This window comes from Gemmatimonadota bacterium (assembly GCA_026387915.1).
GTDB lineage: Bacteria > Gemmatimonadota > Gemmatimonadetes > Gemmatimonadales > Gemmatimonadaceae > Fen-1231.
The window spans coordinates 66,373-87,488 of sequence record JAPLKS010000013.1; the positions used below are offsets into that span (position 1 = coordinate 66,373).

17 protein-coding genes and 1 tRNA gene are annotated in these 21,116 nt (G+C 65.5%); all 18 read right to left on the reverse strand.

Going from position 1 to position 21,116, the window contains the following annotated elements:
- Nucleotides 1–12: 12 nt before the first annotated feature.
- The 18 genes from NTZ43_07255 to NTZ43_07340 all read right to left on the reverse strand — a co-directional run bounded on the left by NTZ43_07255 (nucleotide 13) and on the right by NTZ43_07340 (nucleotide 21,096).
- Nucleotides 13–1,806: a hypothetical protein gene (locus NTZ43_07255; GenBank protein MCX5767002.1), complete on the reverse strand. Its 1,794-nt coding sequence runs from the start codon at nucleotides 1,804–1,806 to the stop codon at nucleotides 13–15.
- A 57-nt stretch (nucleotides 1,807–1,863) separates the two neighbouring features.
- Nucleotides 1,864–3,138: a M23 family metallopeptidase gene (locus tag NTZ43_07260; protein ID MCX5767003.1), complete on the reverse strand. Its 1,275-nt coding sequence runs from the start codon at nucleotides 3,136–3,138 to the stop codon at nucleotides 1,864–1,866.
- Nucleotides 3,138–4,334, reverse strand: a complete 1,197-nt coding sequence (gene ftsZ, locus NTZ43_07265; protein ID MCX5767004.1) for a cell division protein FtsZ — start codon at nucleotides 4,332–4,334, stop codon at nucleotides 3,138–3,140. The genes NTZ43_07260 and ftsZ overlap by 1 nt, the downstream gene beginning before the upstream one ends.
- Nucleotides 4,335–4,538: 204 nt before the next feature.
- Complete coding sequence (gene ftsA, locus NTZ43_07270; protein MCX5767005.1) at nucleotides 4,539–5,804, reverse strand: cell division protein FtsA; 1,266 nt, start codon at nucleotides 5,802–5,804, stop codon at nucleotides 4,539–4,541.
- The gene (locus NTZ43_07275; protein ID MCX5767006.1) at nucleotides 5,801–6,541 is read right to left on the reverse strand and encodes an FtsQ-type POTRA domain-containing protein; all 741 of its coding nucleotides are present in this window, start codon (nucleotides 6,539–6,541) and stop codon (nucleotides 5,801–5,803) included. Before NTZ43_07275 ends, ftsA begins: the two co-directional genes overlap by 4 nt.
- On the reverse strand, nucleotides 6,538–7,929 hold the full coding sequence (gene murC, locus NTZ43_07280; GenBank protein MCX5767007.1) for a UDP-N-acetylmuramate--L-alanine ligase: 1,392 nt from the start codon (nucleotides 7,927–7,929) through the stop codon (nucleotides 6,538–6,540). The genes NTZ43_07275 and murC overlap by 4 nt, the downstream gene beginning before the upstream one ends.
- 12 nt (nucleotides 7,930–7,941) lie before the next feature.
- Nucleotides 7,942–9,048, reverse strand: a complete 1,107-nt coding sequence (locus NTZ43_07285) for a UDP-N-acetylglucosamine--N-acetylmuramyl-(pentapeptide) pyrophosphoryl-undecaprenol N-acetylglucosamine transferase (protein ID MCX5767008.1) — start codon at nucleotides 9,046–9,048, stop codon at nucleotides 7,942–7,944.
- Nucleotides 9,045–10,235 (reverse strand): putative peptidoglycan glycosyltransferase FtsW, encoded by a 1,191-nt coding sequence (locus NTZ43_07290; GenBank protein ID MCX5767009.1) that lies wholly within the window; start codon nucleotides 10,233–10,235, stop codon nucleotides 9,045–9,047. The genes NTZ43_07285 and NTZ43_07290 overlap by 4 nt, the downstream gene beginning before the upstream one ends.
- Nucleotides 10,232–11,650, reverse strand: coding sequence for a UDP-N-acetylmuramoyl-L-alanine--D-glutamate ligase (gene murD, locus NTZ43_07295; GenBank protein MCX5767010.1), 1,419 nt, complete (start codon nucleotides 11,648–11,650; stop codon nucleotides 10,232–10,234). The genes NTZ43_07290 and murD overlap by 4 nt, the downstream gene beginning before the upstream one ends.
- Nucleotides 11,647–12,789 (reverse strand): phospho-N-acetylmuramoyl-pentapeptide-transferase, encoded by a 1,143-nt coding sequence (gene mraY, locus NTZ43_07300; GenBank protein MCX5767011.1) that lies wholly within the window; start codon nucleotides 12,787–12,789, stop codon nucleotides 11,647–11,649. Before mraY ends, murD begins: the two co-directional genes overlap by 4 nt.
- A gap of 1 nt (nucleotide 12,790) precedes the next feature.
- On the reverse strand, nucleotides 12,791–14,155 hold the full coding sequence (locus NTZ43_07305; GenBank protein MCX5767012.1) for a UDP-N-acetylmuramoyl-tripeptide--D-alanyl-D-alanine ligase: 1,365 nt from the start codon (nucleotides 14,153–14,155) through the stop codon (nucleotides 12,791–12,793).
- The gene (locus NTZ43_07310) at nucleotides 14,152–15,627 is read right to left on the reverse strand and encodes a UDP-N-acetylmuramoyl-L-alanyl-D-glutamate--2,6-diaminopimelate ligase (protein MCX5767013.1); all 1,476 of its coding nucleotides are present in this window, start codon (nucleotides 15,625–15,627) and stop codon (nucleotides 14,152–14,154) included. The genes NTZ43_07305 and NTZ43_07310 overlap by 4 nt, the downstream gene beginning before the upstream one ends.
- A 2-nt stretch (nucleotides 15,628–15,629) precedes the next feature.
- On the reverse strand, nucleotides 15,630–17,723 hold the full coding sequence (locus NTZ43_07315; GenBank protein MCX5767014.1) for a penicillin-binding transpeptidase domain-containing protein: 2,094 nt from the start codon (nucleotides 17,721–17,723) through the stop codon (nucleotides 15,630–15,632).
- The gene (locus NTZ43_07320) at nucleotides 17,724–18,008 is read right to left on the reverse strand and encodes a cell division protein FtsL (protein ID MCX5767015.1); all 285 of its coding nucleotides are present in this window, start codon (nucleotides 18,006–18,008) and stop codon (nucleotides 17,724–17,726) included.
- Between the two features lie 2 nt (nucleotides 18,009–18,010).
- Entirely contained in the window at nucleotides 18,011–18,970 is a 960-nt protein-coding gene (gene rsmH / locus NTZ43_07325) for a 16S rRNA (cytosine(1402)-N(4))-methyltransferase RsmH (protein MCX5767016.1), read from the reverse strand.
- Nucleotides 18,971–19,044: 74 nt separating this feature from the next.
- Nucleotides 19,045–20,775: a hypothetical protein gene (locus NTZ43_07330; GenBank protein ID MCX5767017.1), complete on the reverse strand. Its 1,731-nt coding sequence runs from the start codon at nucleotides 20,773–20,775 to the stop codon at nucleotides 19,045–19,047.
- Nucleotides 20,776–20,845: 70 nt separating this feature from the next.
- A tRNA-Val gene (locus NTZ43_07335) sits at nucleotides 20,846–20,919 on the reverse strand.
- A gap of 6 nt (nucleotides 20,920–20,925) precedes the next feature.
- The gene (locus NTZ43_07340) at nucleotides 20,926–21,096 is read right to left on the reverse strand and encodes a hypothetical protein (protein ID MCX5767018.1); all 171 of its coding nucleotides are present in this window, start codon (nucleotides 21,094–21,096) and stop codon (nucleotides 20,926–20,928) included.
- Between the last annotated feature and the right edge of the window lie 20 nt (nucleotides 21,097–21,116).

A 21,116-nucleotide genomic window follows, 5' to 3' on the forward strand; every position in this document is an offset into this window, starting at 1 on the left:
ACGGTGCGGGTTTCAGCGAAGACCGACTTTACGCCGCGACATCCATTCCACGCACAGCGCCGTGAGAATGAGTGCGTAGAGCCACCACGCCGCGCGTGCCCGCGGCGCGCGATCGCCGGGAGGTGCGGCCCCAATCGCCCCGCTTCGCACCGACGGACGGCGCGGCAACCACTCGGCGCTCGCGTTCACCACGAGCAAGCCGTCGGCGCCGCCAACCTTCGTTTCGTACACACCCGCCGCAATCGCTGGGGAAACCGCGGTGCCATCATCGCCGGTAAACCGCAGTTGCAGCGTGTCGAACTTCGCCGCGCCTCGACGCCGGATGGCCACCGTGGCCAACGAGTCGTGCCCAACACCGCGACGCCAGCGCACTGGTTCGCCAGCCCGCAGCCACGCCGTCGCCGTATGCGCGGCGCGTGCGTCGGTGGCGTCGCCCGTGAGCCAATCGAAAATCGAACCCCAGAGCGCGGTATAGGCGTCGGCGCTTCGACCGCCGCGAAAGCGCCAGCGCCAGAGCCCCGTTGCTGGCACCACCACCACGCGTCGCGGTCGCGCCGACCCGGCAACCAATGGACGCTCATCCAGACGGCGCGCGCGACGCGCCATCACACCCACCCAGTCAAAGTCATGCCCCACGTCACCAAGCTCAACGGGCGGCAATGAATCCCACGGGAACGCACCAAGCGCCGGCCCGAGGGGCGACGTCGGTGCCGACGTAGCGTAGTAATCCTCGCCGTGCTGCACGGGCGGCGCCAACAGCGCGAGCGCGCCACGGGTGAGCGCGCGCGGGGGGCCAAAGAGCAACGTGTCGCCATGGAGAATGGCGATCGGCGCATCGGCCAGCGCGCGTTTGACTTCTTCTTCGGTCACCGGCGTGAGCGCACCATCCACGCGCCACTGACCCGGGGCCACTCGGAGATAGCCGCGCGTTGGCACGGCCAACGTGCCGCGCAACACCGCCAGCGCATAGCGCGCGTCTTCGTCTGGCGACGTGCTCGCAAATACCGCCGACGCGCCGCGTGCGACTTCCAACACCGCTTGCAACGTGTCGTTGCGCGAGAGGGCATCTCCAGCACTCGTCAGCACGGCGCGTAGCACGCGCGCACCGGCTGCGCCCTGCACCATGCCGCGCACGCGCAGCTCTCGCTCGGCAAAGGGCGAGAGCGAGTCGAGCGGCACAGTGCCGAACAGCGCACCGTCGAGCGTGATATCCACGCGCCCTGCACCGCCACCAGCGCCACCGGCCGCGACCACCACGGCGTATTCGGCGGTATCGCCGCTGACGATAGCCGACGGGCCGTCGAGCGACACGACTGCGGCATCGCGACGCGGCACGCCATCGAGCAACACGACGCGCGAACCGCCAGGAAGTTCAGTGAGACGTTCGGGATCGTCGAGACGCCCGTCGGTCACCAGCACCACCGCGCGTCCGGCGCCGAGTGCACGCTCGACCAGCGGGCCAACGCGCGACGCGCCGTCGGTCGGCAGCGCCGCCGCCGCCGCGGAACGAACGGAGTCGCCAATCAATAACAGTGAGTCGGCGCCAATCTTTTCGGCGCTCTGGCGCGCTTGCATCCAGAGGGCGCTGTCGCCGGTCACAAGCCAGCTCGAGGATGCATCGAGTGCCGCGTACGGCCGCGCCGCGCCAGCGCGACCCAGCGGCGCGTCGAGCGCCAGCGCGATGATCATCGTCAGCGCAAAGGCGCGCAATGCGAGTGGCAGGGTGGCACGCGAGGCGCCCGTCATGCGGTAGTGCACGACGGTCAGCGCGGGCCCTAGCACGAGTGCGATCAGCCAAATGAGCATCGGATAAACTTATCCCGCGGCGCGGCGCGTGGCCTCTGGCCTCACCTGCGGCCCGGCTCAGTTCCTGAGTGCTACCCCGGCACCAGAGGGGCGGTCGAGCTGAGCCGCCTCCAGCCGCTGGGCCACCAAAAAGGGCGTTCGGTCGGCTGCCGCGAGCGGCATCCCCGTTTTGGCGGCGAGCGCCACGCGGGGATCGCGCTGCACCCCGGCCACGAGCACCTCAAAATGCAGATGCGGGGCCGTGGCGAGCCCCGTCGTCCCCACAAAGCCGATGGTACGCTCCATCTTCACGCGCGCACCGGCCTTGATGCCGGGGGCGAAGCCGCGCAGGTGCGCGTAGCGGGTGACGTATCCATTGGCGTGCCGAACATCCACGCAGTTGCCGTAACCGGTGCGTTCCCCAACGAACACGACGACGCCATCGCCCACCGTTCGCACTGGAGCACCGGCGGCGGCCGCATAGTCGGTGCCTTTGTGCGCGCGCCACTCGCCAAGAATGGGGTGCTTGCGGGGGCCAAAGACACTGGAGATGTGATTGAACTTGAGGGGCGCTTTGAGAAACGCGGCCCGGAGCGAACGCCCTGTGGCATCAAAGAACGCCGCTCCCGCCGCCCCCTTGGGGGTATAGCGGAACGCCTGCAACTCTTTGCCGCCACGCTCCACACCGGCGGCAAGGACGGCCTTTACTCGCGTCGCACCCAATGGGGAGCGCGCTCGCACAAAGGCCACGCGCACGCGGTCGCCGTCTTGGAGTTCGCGACTCATATCGATGCGATACTCAAAGATATCGGCAATAGCCCAGGCGAGTTCGACGCGGGAGGCTTTGGACGGGAGGGTCTTACCGGCCCCTTCGTCGAGCGCGTCGTAGAGCGTGGAATGCACCACGCCATGAGCCACCACGGTGTCGAGCGCCCACTCCACGCGCTCGTCGCGCGCCGTCCAGGGGCCGTTGGGCCGCCGGGTCAGGTGCAGGGTACGCTCGGGGGACAGTTGCACCGACACCTTACTGGGCGCGAGCCGCGCATCGCCCTGTCGCAGCCCTACAAAGCCCACCACGAGGCCTGCGGGAATGTGCCGCGGGTCGATAGCCGTGGCGGCGTGTAGCGCAGCGGAGGCTTCGACCGCGGTCAATCCGTGCTTCTGGAGGAGCGAAAGCAACGTTTGCCCAGCATCGAGGGTGTCGAACTGCTGCCAGGCGCCGCGCGCGCGTCCCGCGCCGTCCGGCCGTCGCTCGTCTGTAGACGCCGTATTGGGCCATACATACAACACGGCGGCGGCCGAGAGGGCCGCCGCCGCGAAAACTCCAAGCGCCGTCGTTCGCGGCAGCGCCATCAATCCATCTGTCGCCGAATGAACGTCGGGATTTCGAGATCGTCGAGGTCGTTCATCGGGCGGCGCTCAGGCGCGGCGGCCGGCGCGGGGCGACGAGCCGGAGCGGCTCCACCCGTGGCCGAGCCTTGGTAGGCGCTGCCAATGACTGGCTTGGGACGGCTGCCGTCGATCGGGATCACCGGTGTGCCAGTGGCCGACGACGTGCGAGCGGAGGAACTTCCCACCGACCCCGCCGCCTTGCCGAAGCCTGTTGCCACGACGGTCACACGAATCTCGCCAGTCATGGCCGGCTCGCGCACCGTACCAAAGATGATTTCCGCGTCGTCGCCCGCCGCATCGTGAATGATGTCGGCAACGCCGGTCACTTCACCGAGCGTGAGGTCGTCGCCGCCGGTGACGTTAATCAGCACGCCGCGCGCGCCGAGGATGGAGACGTTGTCGAGGAGCGGGCTGGAGATCGCCTGCTGAGCCGCTTCCATCGTGCGGTTCTCACCGCGACCGATGCCCGTGCCCATAAGTGCCGCGCCACCGTCCTTCATAATGGTGCGTACGTCGGCAAAGTCCACGTTGATGAGGCCCACACCGCTGATGATGTTCGAGATACCGCTCGTGGCGTGCAGCAGCACTTCGTCGGCCTTCTTGAGCGCGTCCTGGAACGGAATCCCCTTGCCCACGACGGCAAGCAACCGCTCGTTGGGCACGACGATCATCGTGTCGACGTGCTTGGCCATCTCGGCGATCCCCTCTTCGGCCTGACGCATACGCTTGCGTCCTTCAAAGAGGAACGGCTTGGTGACAATGCCAACGGTCAGTGCTCCCGCTTCACGCGCGAGCTCGCACACGATTGGCGCTGCGCCGGTACCAGTGCCGCCACCCATGCCGCAGGTCACGAACACGAGGTCGGCGCCCGCCAGCACCTTCAGCACTTCGTCGCGATTTTCTTCAATGGCCTGTCGGCCGATTTCCGGACGGGCGCCAGCGCCGAGACCGCGCGTCAGCTTTTTGCCAATCTGGATTTTGACGTCGGATTTGGAACTGAGTAGCGCTTGCGCGTCGGTGTTAACCGAAATGAACTCAACGCCAGCGAGCGCTTCTTCGATCATTCGATTCACTGCATTGCCACCGCCGCCACCAACACCCACCACCTTCATGCGGGCTTGCTGTGCAGGGGCTTCGTCGAACTCGAAGATGCTCATGGCGCGTGGCGCTCCCTTTTTCTCGCTCAAGTTTCACCTAGGGCCGATCGCGGCCCGCTTGCTGGGCGGAAATATACGCGCGTGGTGCGTTCGCACCACGTGTATATGACGACCAATCGGTAAAAAAAGCACAGGAGCAAGCAAGCGCGGTTTTCCACACGGCAGAGCGACCGGAGCGCTTTGTGAGACTGGAGAAAACTCCGCCTAAAAGAAGTCCTGCAGCCAGACCTTAAACCGGTTCGCCATCCCGTCGAAGGTGGGGGTCGACGCGGACATCGAGAGGCGGCGGCCCTTGCCGGAGCTGTTGCCAAGCGCCACGCGGTGAGCACCGTACTGCACCAGCCCAACGACCGTCGAAAAACGGGGGGCCTGCACGCTGTCAGCCAAGCCGCCAAGGAACTCGCCTGGCTCACCCACGCGGGCCCCCGTGCCGAAAATGTCGCTCGCCAGCTCGCCCGTGCCAGGCTGAGCGGCGGCGCCACCGGTTACCACGACGCCCGCCGCGAGCTTCTTGATGTAGCCGGCGGCCTCGACGTCGCGCATCACCAACTCAAAAATCTCGGCCGTGCGCTGATGAATGATGTGCGCCAGCAGTTCGCGCGGGATTTGGCGATCCCCCTGCGCAATCGTGCTCGGCAGCTTGATCACTTCGGAGTGGTCGATCATCGGCTCATACGCGCAGCCGTACGCCTCCTTCAGTCGTTCGGCGTCGGCCTGCGTCACACCCAGCCCATGCACCACATCGGACGTGACATTGTTGCCGCCGTACGGAATAGTGCCGAGGTGGCGGATTTTCCCTTCGTGAAAAACGGCAATGTCCGTGGTCCCCGCCCCCATCTCGACGAGGCAGACGCCAAGTTCTTTTTCGTCTTCGGTGAGCACGCTGAGCGCGCTCGCCAACGGCTCGAGCACGAGCTCGCCCACTTTGTATCCACTCTTCTCCACGGCTTTCCGCAGATTCATGGCCGGGCTCGAGCCAATCGTGACGAGGTACATCTCCGTCTCGAGGCGCGTGCCGATCATGCCGAGGGGATCGCGAATGCCAATGTTTTTATCGACGGTGTATTCCTGCGGAATCGCGTGAATGAGTTCGCGATCCTGCGGAATGGCCTGCGCCCGTGCCACGGCGTTGGCGCGTTCGACGTCGGCGCGGCTGATTTCAGCGCCATTCACCGAGGCAATGCCGCGCGAGGTCATGGCCTGCATGTGTGCGCCCGAGATGCCCGCGTACAGCGTGGGGACGCTCACCCCTGCCATCCGCTCGGCATCCTGCATGGCCTTGGTAATCGAACGGGTCGTTTCGTCGATGTCCGCCACAACGCCACGGCGAAGGCCGGTGGTGCGGGCTTGGCCGACGCCGAGAATGTTCAGCGTAGGATGCTTGGGCAGGTCGCCAACAACTTCCGCGATGACCGCTGTGGTCTTCGCGGAACCGATGTCGAGGCCAGCTACGAGGCGATCTACATTCATGGGAGTCGCACGATGACTTGGTCGCGGTAACGAAGGTCGAGTTCGGTCGCACGCACCTGACGGTGCACGAGGTCCTGCTCGACGGGCAGAAGATCGCTCAGACGTTCCACCGAAATATCGGCGGCGGCCAGGATGTCGCGGAAAGCGGCCGGCGATGGCTGCGTGAACCGAAACAAGAAATCGCCGTGTGCCAACCGCCGCACCTCGCCAATGCGGGCGAACAGAGCCGGCTGCGCGCCGCGCATCTCACCGAGCACACGGAGCGCGGTTGTATCGCGCGTCGCGAGCACGGGCAGATCCACGTCGACCGCTGCAGGATTCACAGGAAGGGATCTTCCCGTCGCATCCACGGCAACGAGCCCCGCCGCTGCCTGCACCAGCGCAACGGGCAAGTTCTCTGTCACCTTGACCACGAGCGTTCCCGGCAACCGCCGCACAATGCGCACGTCGCGCACCGACGGATGTCCCCGGACCCGCTGTTCCCACGGCGCCAGATCGTCCCAAATGGACGCGCTGGTGTCGGCCCTCAATCGCGAAACGATCTCATCGGGGCTGACGTAACGCGTTCCCTCGATCTCCACGCGCCGCACCTTGAAGAACGACAGGCGCTGCAACGCGCTCCGCCCCCACCACGGGCTCGACACGAGCGCCATCCCAGCGAGCACCAACCCGATGCGGCGCAGGCGCCGACGCCAGCCCCCCGGGGCGCGCTCGCCCTCGGCGGACGCCTGACTCATCGAGCCGTGCCCTGCGCGCGAAGAAGGGCGAGCAGTTCCGGGCCAGTGTGGGTCACGTCGCCGGCGCCCACCGTCAACACCAGATCGCCGGCGCGCACTGTGTGGCTCAGCGCTTCGGCCATCGCGTCCCGCGCGCCGGTCCACGACGGGGTCTTCCCCGCCAGCGCCATCGCGTCCGAAATCAACGCACTCGTCACGCGCACAATCGGTTGTTCCCGCGCCGGATAAATGTCCGAGAGAAAGACCACGTCGGCCGCACCGAGCGCCGTGGCGAACTCTGGGGCAAAGTCGCGTGTGCGCGAGAACAGGTGCGGCTGGAAGGCCACCACCAGTCGGCGATCGGCGTAGGCCGCGCGGGCCGCTTGAATGGTGGCGCGAATTTCGGTGGGGTGATGCGCATAATCGTCCACAATCAGCACGCCCGCCGCCTCGCCAACTCGCGTGAAGCGCCGCTCTGCGCCAACGAACCGTGCGAGCCCTTCCCCCATCAGCGGCACCGTCATGCCGTAGGTCCCGAGTCCCACCGCCAACGCGGCCAAGGCATTGAGCACGTTGTGCGTGCCCGGCACGCCGAGGGTCACGGGGCCGAGGACCTTGCCATCAAAGACGACGGTGAACTTGGTGCTGCCGTTGACCCATTCGACGTCGCGCGCCATCAGACGTGCGTCGCGGCTTTCGATGCCGTAGCGCACGACTTCCGCGGACGCCGGCGTGGCCAAGGCATTCGCGTGTACGTCATCGGCACAAATGGCAATCCATCGGGCGCCGCTCACATACTGGCCGAACGCGTCGGTGATGTCGGTGAGGTCGCGGTAAATATCGAGGTGGTCGGCTTCAATGTTCGTGACGACCGCCACGTCGGGCTTGAGCGCGAGAAACGAACGATCATACTCATCGGCCTCAACGACAAAGACTTTATCATTGCCGGTGCTGAGGTTGCCGCCCCACGCCGTCACGCGGGCACCCACCACGCCAGTGGCATCCACACCGCCGGCCTTGAGCGCTTCGGTGGTCATCACGGTGGTGGTGCTCTTGCCATGCGTGCCGGCAATGCCAATGAGCTGACCGCCTGCGGTAGCTTCAGCGAGCGCTTCCGCGCGTCGGATCACAGGAATACCGAGCGCACGAGCGCGCTCGAGCTCCGGGTGCATTTTGGGAATCGCGCTCGACACCACCAAGGCGCGATGGCCATCCACGTGCGCCGCATCGTGTCCGTGCGATACGGCGAGCCCGAGTCGCGTGAGGTCTTCGGCGCCGCCTGGATTCTGGTCACAACCGGTGACCGTTGCGCCGCGCCGCGCGCAGAGCTCAGCGAGTGCGCTCATCCCTGCACCAGCAATGCCAACGAAGTGAATGGGGCGAGGGTCAATCGGATCGATCAGCGGCATGGTCGGTGGGGTTCAGGCCGCACCGGCAGTGCCGGCGCGCATGACGTGAAGAATGTGTTGCGCAATTTCAACAGCCGCGTGCGGCCGCGCACGAGCGGCGGCACTCGCGGCCAGCGCCGCGAGACGCGCGGGCGAGTCGAGCAGACTGCGCACCGTCGCATCCAGTTGCTCAGCCGAGAGGTCGCGCTGCGCGAGATGCAGCGCGGCGCCCGAGCGTTCGAGCGCCACGGCATTCGACGTTTGGTGATCCTGAGCGGCCGTCGGCAATGGACAGATGATCATAGGCACGCCCCACGCGCACAACTCGGACGTGCCCATCATCCCCCCGCGCACAAAGGCCACGTCGCTCGCGGCGTAGGCATCGGCAATCGGCGAGAGATAGGGCACCACCTTCACGTCGGCGCGATCATACTGGCTGTACGCGTCGTACTGCGCTTTGCCGGTCGCCCAGATGACGCAGAGTTGCTTAGGAAGCCCACGCTCCACCCAGGCAGCCACCGCTTGATTGAGCGCACGCGCCCCTTGGCTGCCGCCGAACACGAGCAACACCCGCGCGTTCGATGGAAAACCCCAGCGCGCTCGCGCGACGGCGCGGTCTTGGCGAATGTCGGGCGGCGGCTCAATGGGATTTCCCGTGTCGCGATACTGGCACCCGCCATGGGGGAGGTACGACTCCGCTTCAGGAAAGCCGAGATACGCCTCCGTCGCAATGCGACAGAACATGCGCGCGGTCAGCCCTGGATGGCTATCGCCAATGTGTTGCACCACCGGCACGCCGCGCGACCAAGCCCACGCAAGTGCGGCACCGCTGGCGTACCCGCCGGTGCCAATCACGACGCGCGGCGACAGGGCCCGTCCGAGTGTGCCCATCGCGCCCCACGCGCTCACGGCCCCGCGCACCGTTCGCCAGTTGCGCCAGAACTTTGGGCGATAGAGCGGATGCAGGTCGAGGAGCGTGTGCGCGAACTCTGTTTGCGGGAGTACGTCGCGCTCAATGCCGCGGTGTGCGCCCACGAAGTGCGGCACCACCGACGGGTCGAGTCGTACGAGAGCCCGCGCAATCGCGAGCCCAGGATACAGATGTCCGCCGGTGCCACCACCGGCGACGATCACGTTCACCGGCTTCCTCCAAACGGATCCGAGGCGCGATCGCCAATCACCCGTTCCGGCTGGCTCCCGATATTCACGAGAATCCCCGTCATCAAAAACGACAGGATCAAGTTGGAGCGACCGTACGAAATGAACGGAAGCGTGAGCCCTGTGGTCGGCAGCAATCCCGTAACCACGCCAATGTGCAAATAGGCCGTGACGAGCATCGTCACGGTGATGCCGATGGCCACGAGCTGTTGATAGGTGGACCGCGCCTGACGAGCGATGCGAAAACCGAGCCACCCCCACAGGGCGTACACGGCAATGAGCGCCGCGATGCCAACAAAGCCCCACTCCTCACCAATGCTGCCGCCAATAAAGTCATCGTACGACAGCGGAAGGAACCCATGTTGCTGACGCCCTTCACCAAAGCCGGCGCCAAACCACCCACCCGACCCTACAGCAATGAGCGACTGATCGAGCTGATAGTTCACCTTAGCGTGCGCTTGCCCCGCCATGTCGGCAAAGCCGAGGATGCGCTCCATCACGTATTGCAGGCGCTGTGTCTCGCGCAGGAGCACCGGCGAGATCACGACGCCGAGGAACACAAAGTGCCCGACGCGCGCACCGGCGGCAAACACGATGATCCCCATCTGCAACAGGTAGAACAGCACCGTCGACAGATCAGGCTCGAGCGCGGCGGTGATGGCGAGGGCGCCAATCACCACAAGAATGGGCAACAAGCCCTTGGTGAGTCGGCGCAGCTGATCGCCCTTCTTCACCACAAGCATCGCCGTCCACACGATCACCGCCAGCTTCGCGAACTCCGAGGGCTGCACCGAGCCGTGAAACAAGTACCGGCGCGCGCCAAGAATCGGCGGCGCAATGAATTTCGTAAAAGGGAGCACCGTCAGGAGCATGAGGAAAAGCGCGAGCCCCATCACCCACCAGGCGTATTTGCTCCAGAGCTCCGCGTCCAACTTGGCAGCGACCGCAAAGACAATCACCCCTACGCCAATTCCGGAGAGCTGCTTGAGCAGGAAGTATGCGCTCCCCTTGCCCTCTTGCGTCGCCTCAAAAGCGCTCGCGCTATAGAGCGTGGCCAAGCCAAAGGCGAGCAGGAGCGCGGTGACGATAATCAGCCCGCGCGCATCGAGGCCGATACGCCAGCGGTCGCGTACGGCGCCGCCAGCCATCGGCAGCGCTGCCGTGGTCATACGCTCGTGACGCGGCGCCGGAACTCGGCGCCGCGCTCTTCGTAGTTGGTGAACATATCGAAACTCGAACAGGCAGGAGACAGCAACACCGCGTCGCCCGGCTGGGCCAACGCGCGTGCGCGACGCATCACATCCTCAAAGGACGATTCGATCCGCTCCAGCGGCACGTGGCCGCCCAAGTCGGCTGCGATGAGCGCCGCCGACTCCCCATAGGCAATCACGGCCCGAGCGTGGCGCGAGAGCCCGTCGAGAAGCCCCGTATACGGTTCTCCTTTGTGCCGACCGCCCAACAGCACCACCGTCGGACGGGTCATGCCATCCAGCGCCACGCGCGTGGACGCCACATTAGTCGCTTTGGAATCGTTGATCCAGAGCACGCCGTCGCGTTCCGCCACAATCTCAAGGCGGTGGGGCATGCCGCGAAAGGCGCGCACGCCGCTCACCAGACGCGCCAAGGCGTCGGGCGTCGCGTGGGCTGGGTCGGCAACAGCGACTGCCAGCACGGCCGCCAGCACGTTTGCCACGTTGTGGTCGCCGAGGAGCGGAATGTCCGCACGACTCAAGAGATCGTGCCCTAAGACCGTCCATCGGTCGGCATGCACAGCCGGAGCAGCAGACGGGACTAAGTTCCCGACGCTCGCCGTACCCGCCGTGCCACCAATACCCAGCGTACCGGGACGAAGCGAAAACGTATACCGCGTGCCCGCAATGCCAGCCGTCCGCCGCATCACCTCGGCGTCATCGCCATTCACCACCCAACGGCTCGCCGGCGTGGCGCGCGCGAACAGTCGCATTTTGTCGGCGTAATAGTCGTCGATCGCGTCATACCGATCGAGATGGTCGGGGGCGAGGTTCGTGAGCACACCGACGGCCGGTGCGAGACTCGGCGTGTCGTGCAGTTGAAAACTCGAGAGCTCCAGCGCCACCCATGCGGGCGGCGCCGCACGCAGCGCCACCTCCGACAACGGCGTGCCAATATTCCCCGCCGCCACCGCATCCACCCCGAGTGAGCGGAGCAGCTGCTCAATCAGCGCCGTCACCGTGGTTTTGCCATTGGTGCCGGTCACCGCAATGCATCGGGTGGTTGGCAGAAAACTCAGCGCCACTTCAACTTCGCTCACAATCGGCACGCCGTGCGCTGCGGCCGTCACGAGGGGCGGCGCCTTGGGCGACACACCGGGACTCGTCACAACCAGTACGGCACGCGCAATGCGCTCGAGATCGTGGGCGCCAGCGGTGGTGGCAATCCCCAGCGCGTTGAGTGAATTGGCGACGGCGGCTACAGCCGCGTCGGAACTTCCGTCCGACGCATACACACGCGCCCCTTCGCGAGCCAAGAGCCGCGACACCGCTTGGCCACTTCGGCCAAGGCCGAGGACCGCGACTTCGCCGCGACCGAGGAGTTCGCGAATCACCGGAGCTTCAGCGTACCGAGGGCCACGAACGCGCAGAGGATGCCCAGAATCCAGAACCGCACCACCACCTGTGTTTCTGGCCATCCCTTGAGTTCAAAGTGATGGTGCAACGGCGCTCGGAGAAAGACGCGGTTCTGCTGCGCGTACTCCAGTCCAAAACGCTTCCGGCGGTACTTGAACACGGTCCGTTGAATCAGCACCGAGAACGTCTCCGTCACAAACACGCCACCAATGAAGAGGTAGAGAAACTCGCTCTTCAAGAGAATCGCCACCACACCAAGCGCGCCGCCGAGGGCCAGTGATCCGGTATCCCCCATAAACACCTGGGCCGGATGCGCATTGAACCAGAGAAAGCCTATTGCCGCGCCGAACACCGCCGAGCAGAAGATCGTCAACTCGCCCGCGTTGCGCAGATAAAACAGCTGGAGATACGCGGAGGCATCCACGCGTCCCATGGCGTACGCAAAAATGGCGAAGGTGCCGATGGCGATCGCCATGAGCCCCGTGGCGAGTCCGTCGAGTCCGTCGGTGAGATTCACCGCGTTGCTGGTGGCGGTCATCACGAAGGTGACGAACGGCACGTAGAGCCACGCCATGCCGATGGTCGCCGGCACGATCAACACGTATTTGGCAAAAGGAACGGTGGTCGAGGCGCCAGGCAGTTGATTGAGCGGGAACTGCCAGATGTAAATCGAGAGCACGAGGCCGCAGATCACCTGGCCTGCAAGCTTGTAACGCTCCACGAGTCCCTTGTTCTCTTTTCCCTCGCGCTTCTGCCGAATCTTGAGGTAGTCATCGAGAAAGCCGATGCCGCCCATCCAAAGCGTAACGGCGAGTGCGAGCCACACATATCGATTGTCGAGCCGCATCCACAGCAGCGTGGGCAGCAAGGTGGCCACCAGAATGATCAGGCCGCCCATCGTGGGCGTGGTGCCCTTGCCCGCATGCGAGTCGGGCGTGCCGGCGCGCACCACTTGGTGGATCTGCATCTGTTGCAGACGTCGCAGAATCATCGGCCCAAAAATGAACGCGACGAGGAGCGCCGTCACTGCCGCGCCAGCCGCGCGGAAGCTCTGGTACCCGAACACGCGCAGCGGACCGAAGTGGTCGCGGAGCGGAAACAGAAAGTAGTAGAGCATCCTAGGCGGGGTTGGTGGCCCACGTGGACAGATACGGCACGAGACGTTCGAGACGCACGCCCCTCGATGCCTTCAACAGAATCACCGCATCGCGCGCGAGGCGCGGCGCGAGTTGCGGCCACAAGTCATCCACATCCTGCGCAATCAGGACGCGCGGATCGCGTGGGGCGAGTGCCGCGAGCGCCGGACCGAACTCGCCGATCCCCGCCACGACATCCGCGCCAGAGTCGAGCGCCGCGGCCGCGATCTCACGATGCGACCGCTCGGCTGCCGCGCCGAGTTCGCGCATCGTCCCGAGCACCGCCACTCGCTGGCGGACGTTCCCCACTTTGGTGAGCAACTGAATCGCCGCGCGCGCAGACCCGGGGTTGGCGTTGTAAGCATCGTTGATGAGCAACGCGGAGCCGAGCGCCGTGATGGCCGAGCGCATTCCCGGAAGCGCGCCCACATCAATAGAAGAAATCGTCTCGGCCGATTCGGTGTCGAACAACCCGCACTCTCGCGCGAGCGCAATCGCCAGCATCGTATTCCGCAGATTGTGTTCGCCCTTGAGTGGCACGTCCACATGTGCCGCCTCGAGGTCAAGCCAGCCGCTCCCATCGGGGTGCAACCCCCACGCCGTCGCACGGACATCGCCGTCGCCGAGCCCTGCGGTCACCACGCGCGCGGCGCGTTTGCGGGCCTCCGCGACCAGCGCCTCATCCTGCGTTGGCACAATCGCGCAGGCCACACCGTCAAACAGCGAGGCCTCTTCGCGCAGCACGCCGGCAAGATCGCCGAATCCTTCGAGATGCTCTTCCTGGACGGTGGTCACGAGCGCGATGTTCGCTTCGACAATATCGCGCAACAGCGCAATCTCGCCTGGCATATTGGTGCCCACTTCAATCACCGCGACGTCGGCGTCATCCGGCACCGAGAGCAACGTCAGCGGCACGCCAATCTGGTTGTTCAAGTTGCCCTGCGTGGCATGCACCTGCAGCCGAGCCGCGAGTGCGGCGCGCACAAGTTCTTTGGTGCTCGTCTTGCCATTGGAACCGCCCACCGCGATCACCGTGCGTCCCCATGCACGTCGCCGATAGCGTCCCAGCAGCCCGAGCGCGTGCAAGGTGTCGTCCACCACATACACCGGCACACCCAGCCCCTTGGCGCGACTCCCGTCGTTCACGACCACGGCCACCGCACCCTGCGCCACCGCGTGCTGCAGAAAGTCGTGGCCATCAAACGTCTCGCCGCGCAGCGCCACGAACACGTCGCCCGCGCCAACTGAGCGCGTGTCGGTCGAGATGGCCCGCACGGCGTGCGGTGACGACGGACCGCCGCCGAGTGCATCCGCCACCCGCTCAAGTGTCCAAAATGCAACGGTCATGAACGCCCCCTCGCTTTGACGCGCATTAATTCGGCGACAATCTCGAGTTCGTCAAAATGCAGCGTCTCGGTGCCACGGACCTGATAGGTCTCATGCCCCTTCCCCGCAAGCAACACCACATCGCGCGCCGGATCGGCGATCGCCAACGCGTGCGCAATGGCCGAGCGCCGATCTTCGATGCGTTCATAACTCCCAGCCGCGAGCGGCGCGACGATGTCATCGAGAATGCGCTCGGGGTCTTCCGTGCGTGGATTGTCGCTGGTCACAATCACTACGTCGGCATGCGCCTGCGCCACCTGCGCCATCAGCGGTCGCTTGCCCCGATCACGGTCGCCACCAGCCCCGAACACCACAATCAGGCGGCCGGGGGTGAACGGGCGCAGTGCTCGCAGCGCGCGCTCGAGTGCGTCCGGCGTGTGCGCATAGTCGCGCAACACGGTCGGCCGCTTCCCAAGGATTTCAAGTCGGCCTGGTACCTGCGGCATCAACGTCAGTCGTGCGGCGATCGTGTCGGTGTCGAGCCCGAGCGCCAACGCCGCGGCGGCCGCGGCGAGCGCGTTGTCCACGTTGAAGTCGCCGATCAATGGCAGCAACACGGCCGCCTCGCCGGTGGGCGTCTTCAAATGCCACGCACTCCCTCGCGATTGATACGCAAAGTCCACCGCGCGGACCATCGCCGTGTCGCCGTGCCCGAACGTGAGACGCCTTGCGACGTTCCGCAACGATTGCCACGCGACGTCATCGGCGTTCGTCACGATGGTGCTGAGCGGTGCGAGCTGTTCGACCAACCGCGCCTTCGCGGCAAAGTACGCCTCCATCGTGCCGTGATAGTCGAGGTGATCGCGCGTGAGGTTGGTAAACACCGCCGCATCGAACGTGAGCCCTTCCACGCGCCGCTGATCGAGCGAGTGACTCGACACCTCCATGGCCACCGTCTTCACGCCGGCGTCCGCAAGCGCGCGCAGAATGCGCTGCAGCTCCACGGGTCCGGGCGTCGTGAGTCCGCCGCCGCCTGGCATCGGCGTGCCTTCGCTCCCAATCAACACACCGAGCGTGCCGATGCTGGCGCTGCGTGCGCTGGGCGTGTCGAGCAAATGCCGGAGCATACCAACGGTCGTCGTTTTGCCATTCGTTCCGGTCACGCCCACGAGCCGCATCCCCTTCGCCGGCTCACCCCAGAACGCAGCCGCCGCCGCGGCGGCCGCACGACGCCCATCACGCACCACAATCGCCGGCAGCGACGTGCGCGACGCGTCCTCGACGATCGCCACCGTCGCACCCGCAGCCGCCACCGCGTCGAGGTAATCGTGTCCATCGCGCGCAGAGCCACGGACCGCCGCAAAGAGCGCCCCCGGCGCCGCCTGGCGACTATCGTCGCACACGAGGCTCACCTGCGACGGCAGCACGCCGCGTACCGACACGAGCAACCCGGCGCGTGACAACGCGCCCGTAATGAGTTCCGTGGCGACCATGCTCACGGCGCCCTGAGGAGTCGAACGGTGGTTCCTGACGGCGACACCGTGCCCGCATCTGGCGCGGTCGCTGCGGCGTCGCCATTCCCCGTGGCACCCATCGTCACGCGGAACCCCGCGCGATGCAGCGCATACACCGCGCGCCGCACCGGGAGCCCTCGCACATCCGGAATAGCCCGCGCCCCCACCACCACCGGCGTCGCCCGATGCGGCTGATCCAAGCGATACACGAATGGCACGCTGCCCGCAGGCGCGCCCTGCACCGTCGTGTCGCTCGCTGGCTCCGTGTCGGCCGCAGGCGAAGCAGCACTCGGCGCGGATGCCACGACCGGTGGATTAGCGCCCGCGCGCGCCGCACTATTTGCCAGCGCACCAGGCGCCGGCGTTGGCGCCACCGGCGGCGTAATGCGCGACGCCGCGAGGGTACCACGATCCAGCCCCCCGTCGCGCGCGGCAATCATGGCCTGCAGCACGTTCTTCGACACCGGGGCGGCCGCCTTGCCGCCATAAATCGTTTTGGTGGGGTTGTCGATCTTCACCAGAATTACAATCTGTGGCTTATCGGCCGGGAAGAGTCCAACAAAACTCGCCGTGTACGCGCCCTTCACATACTTGCCGTGCAACGTACGCTTGGCGGTGCCCGTCTTACCGGCCATCTCAAAGGTCGACAGTTTGGCAAACTCACCCGTGCCGCCTTCCACCACGCCACGGAGCATCGCACGCACTTGAGCGGCGGCCTCCACGCTCATGACGCGGCGCACCACGCGCCGTTCGTGATGGTAGCGCACGGTGCCGTCGGCGCTACGCACTTCTTTCACGAGCGCGGGCTCAAGAAGTTCCCCGCCATTGGCAATCGCGCTGTAAGCGGCGGCCAGTTGCACCGGCGTTACGTTGAGCGCGTACCCCATGGCGAGCGACGCAGGCGTTTGCTTGTCCCACTGCTTCGGAACGCGCAGCACGCCCTGACTCTCGCCCGGATACGGCAGCCCTGTCTGCACACCAAATCCAAGATCGCGCAACAGCTCGTACTGCTCGCCGGGCGCAAGACGCTGGGCAAACTGCACAATGCCGATATTGCTCGAAAACCGAATCACATCAAACAGCGTGAAGCTCGCGGCGGGGTGATCATCTTCAATCTTGCGGCCCTGATACTCCCACTTGCCGCCGTAGACGTTCATCACCTCGTCCACGCGCGCGCGCTTGAGGTCGAGCAGGCGTGCGGCCACAAACGGCTTGAGCGTCGAGCCTGGCTCATACGGCTCCGTGAGCCCCGTCGCGATCGTCGAGAGCGGATCGGCGCGCTTGCTGGCCATTGCACGCACTTCGCCCGTGAGCGGATCCATCACCACGATGTCGCCGCCGCTGGCCCCTTGGCTCGTCACCGCGTCGGCGAGGGCACGGTCGGCAATGTCTTGCAGCTGCTGATTGATCGTCAGGCGCACCGTGTGGCCGGGGCGTGCCGCTGTCCCTTCGACCGTCGGCGAATCGAACTTGCGACCGCGAGCATCGCGCAACTCCGTCACGTTCCCCTTCACGCCGCGGAGCATAGCGTCGAGCGACTTCTCGAGCCCATCCACGGGCTCGCCATTCTCGTCGGCGTGGCCAATCAGGCGGCGCAGCCCGTCCGCCGAGGGCGGCACGCGCTCAATGGCCGGCTCCGCGTGAATCCCGCGCATCGTGAGAATGGAATCGACGTCCGACGCCAGAAACCGCCCGGGCACCTCGACCGACTTGCGGGTGGTGTCCGTGGCGCGGTGCACGAACTCTGATGAGACGCCCACGCGCGCGAGTGTGCGTGCGAGCACCTCCATGCGCCGGGCCCCACCTTTCATCGTCTTTTTGGTGTCGCCCCACACTTCCTTGGGCGAGACTTTGAACCGCACCAGCTGCCGACTCTCCACCAACACATCGCCGGACGCGTCGAGAATCCGGCCCCGCGGTGCGGGAAGCGGCGAGTCCACAAACTGCTGCTTGGCCGCGCGCGCACGCCACTTGTCGCCGTCGAGCACCTGCACCTTGGCTGCGCGCCCCACGAGGAGCACCGCAAAGAGCAAGAACCCGCCGTGCACAAGCCCGACGCGTGAGGTGCGAATCACCTACGGCGCCTTACGGGCCGGACGTGGCACCACAAACACCTGACTGTCACTAGGAATGCGCATGTTCAACCGCTCCTGGGCAATCTTGGCCAGCCGCGCGCCACTCGCCGCGTCCCGGATATCGCCGTCGAGCTTGGCGCGCTCCGCTTCAAGCGTCGCGCGACGCGCCTCGAGTTGGCTCTGTTTTCTGCCTTGGAGCGTTCCGTAGCTCCGTCTATAGATGACGCCTGTCGTCATCAGAACGAAACCCGTGAGTACCAGCGCGAGAATCGAGCGCCCGCGCACGGTCAGTCCTCCGCGCGGGCCTTTTGCCAGGCGCGCAGATGGGCGCTGCGAGCGCGCGAGTTGCGCGCGGTCTCTTCGGCGTTCGCGTTCACGGCTTTCCTCGTGAGCACCTCCCCGAGAGCCTTCCCGCGGCAAGTGCACATGAATTGTTTAGGCGGACACACGCACGACAGGCTCCACTCGCGAAAGGCGTGCTTCACGAGCCGGTCCTCTCCCGAGTGGTAGCTGATTACTGCAAAGACGCCGCCTGGGGCCAATCCGTCACGGAATGCCGCCAATGCCCGCGCGAGCTCGCCCAACTCGTCGTTCACCGCAATGCGCAACGCCTGAAAAAGTCGCGCGAACTCCGACGGCCCCGACCTCGGCCCCAACACCGCGCGAATCGCCCCCACAAAATCGTCGCTCGTCTCAAACGGCCGGTTCCCCCGCCGGCGCACCAACTCATGCGCCAGCCGTCGCGCCTTGGGCTCGTCGCCGTAGTCGCGGAAAATCCGCACCAGCTCGTCTTCGTCGGAATCGTTCAGCACGTCGCGCGCGGTCATCATCGAAGCGCCGGCGCCGGGACCGTAACTCATCCGCATGTCGAGTGGCGCACCTTCACGAAACGAGAACCCTCGCGCACCGTCGTCAAACTGATGCGACGACACCCCAAGGTCGAGCAGCACCCCATCAAAAGCCCCATGCTGCGCCGCCGACTCGGCGAACTCGGCAAACGTCGCTGGCACGAGCGTGAACCGACCGCTCTCTCGGAACGCGGCTAACCGCTCGCCCGCCGCGGCCTGCGCGTTGGGGTCGCGATCCACCCCGATCACCGACTTCCCCGCTTCGAGTAGCGCGAGTGTATGACCGCCGCCGCCGAGCGTCCCGTCCACCACCCGCGTGCAGGGCGCGAGCAACGTCAGCACCTCGGCGACCATCACCGGGGCGTGGTAGGGCGAATCAAATCGTGTGGAGTCAGTCACGAAAGAAAGATAGCGAGTTAAACGACGACGCCCGCCGGCGCAGGGCCGGCGGGCGTCAACAATGCCGAAGGCCGTTACTTACAGAACGCCTTGACGTGCGAGTCCGAGGCCGGCGAATACTGCGCGACGGCGCCCAGCAACTGCTTGGTCGCGTCCGGCGCAAAGGCACCGCCCGCAGGCAGATTGATCTGCGCTTCGAGGAGGAACGAGGCCGCCTTCTTGGCCTGTTCGCACGACTTCTTGGTCTGGTTGTCCTGAATCAACGGCGCCGCGAGCTGATACGCGGCGAGGCCGAGCAGGAACTTCGCCTGCGGCTTCACGTTGGCCGGGGCAATCGAGTCGGCAAACGCCAAGACGTTGTAGGCGTTCATCCACTCTTCCGGCGTCTTGGCCGTCTTGCGGAGGGCATCGCCCAGCTTGACCGCCATACCGCCGGTCATTGCCTTGTCTTCGTTCGCGGCTTTGGAGGCGCGCACTTCGGCAAGCGCCGAGTCCGCCTGTCCAGCCGAGAGGAATGCGTCGGCAAACTGCACGTGCGCACTCGGCACGGCCTTGGGGTCGGCCTGGAACGCGCGACGCAACGACTGCATCGACGGACCACCCTGCCCGAGCTTCTTCTCGATCTGACTGCGCGCCATCCAGTTCGAGGCAATCGCCGGGAACTTGGCCGTGGCCTTCGACGCCCACTCCAGCGCCTTGGCGTAGTTGCTGTCCACCGCGTAGGCGCCAACCATCTTATCGAGGAAGCCGCCATCCACCACCGACGTGTCCATCTTGGCCAGATCTTCACCAATGGACTGCATCTTCTTGACGTTGTTGGTCGCGCCCAAGATCGCGAAGTAAAGCTTGATCAGGTTGATGTCGCCGGCGTTTTCGACCACGGCCTTTTCCACCATCGGCAACGCGACGTCGAGCTTGCCGCTCGCGGCGAGTTCGTTGCCGATCTGCGTGATCAGCGTGGCGTTGGTCGGGTCAGCCTCACGGAGCGCCATCAAAACTTCAATCTTCTTGGTGCGGAAGCCCTTCTCGTCCTTTTCGTCGGTCTTGCTCAGTTCGTCATAAATGCCGACCGCTTCGCGCAGCGCGATGCGGCTCTTCGGATCATTGGCGCGGATTTCTTCGACCGTCTTGAGGAGGTCGGCCGCGGGAGTCTTCTTTTCCTTGGCAATCTGCAGCTGGCAGTAGCGCAGCCAGGTGGACTTCGGGAACGCCTTCAGTCCCGACTCCGCTTCCTTGAGCGCATCGGCCGTCTTGCCTTCGCGCGAGAGCGTGCGGCAACGCTTTTCGTTGTCGTACGTCTTGTTGTGCACGTCCTGATAGGCGCGGCTGACTTTGTCGGCCACCTGGTCGAGCTTCCCGGCGTCAAAACCGCCGAGCGGCTGCACGAGCGACTGATCGCGCGTGAGCACAATCCAGGCTTCCATGGTGAAGCCGGTCGCCGTCTTGGTGACAACACCTTCGATGTACTCATCGCCGCGCAGCTGCTTGGAGAGCAGGTTGGCGTCCGACGAGCTGAGCGCGTCGGTCGTCGAGTAGCCAGAGGCCTCGAGCGTGGCGTTGATGTCGTTCTTGGGTACGACGTACAAGGAGCGGTACGACACGTCACCAGAGATCTTGTCGCGGACTGCTTCAGCCGCGTCGGGTCCAAGCTTCTTGTCGCTGCTCTTGAACGTCACCACCACCAGCTTCGGGGCGTTCGGGTTCATAGAGCGCGGAGCCTGGCCATGCGCGTCCAGCGACGCACCAAAAGTGCCGTACAGCACCACTGCCATCGTCGCCAGCGCGCGCGGTGTCCGATCCATCACGGGTGTTCCTCCAGTGCAGTGAACGACCATACAATCTGTTCCGGCGGCAACTCCGCCGGGGCTTTCGAAATGGGCGAAGAGGGATTCGAACCCCCGACACCCTGCGTGTAAGGCAGGTGCTCTAACCAGCTGAGCTATTCGCCCGAGCTGCTACGATACGATGGCCACGGGAATCAAGACGGCATACCCGATAACCAAAAGAATCGGAGCGAGGGTCACACCGCCGCGTGCGAGGTCGGCATACCCGGCCGCGAGCACGACGACCGCGATTCCCCACTTGAGCCCGGGCTTGTTAGTACCAATGCGTTGCGTATCTGCCATAGGGAGCGGAGTTTACGCGC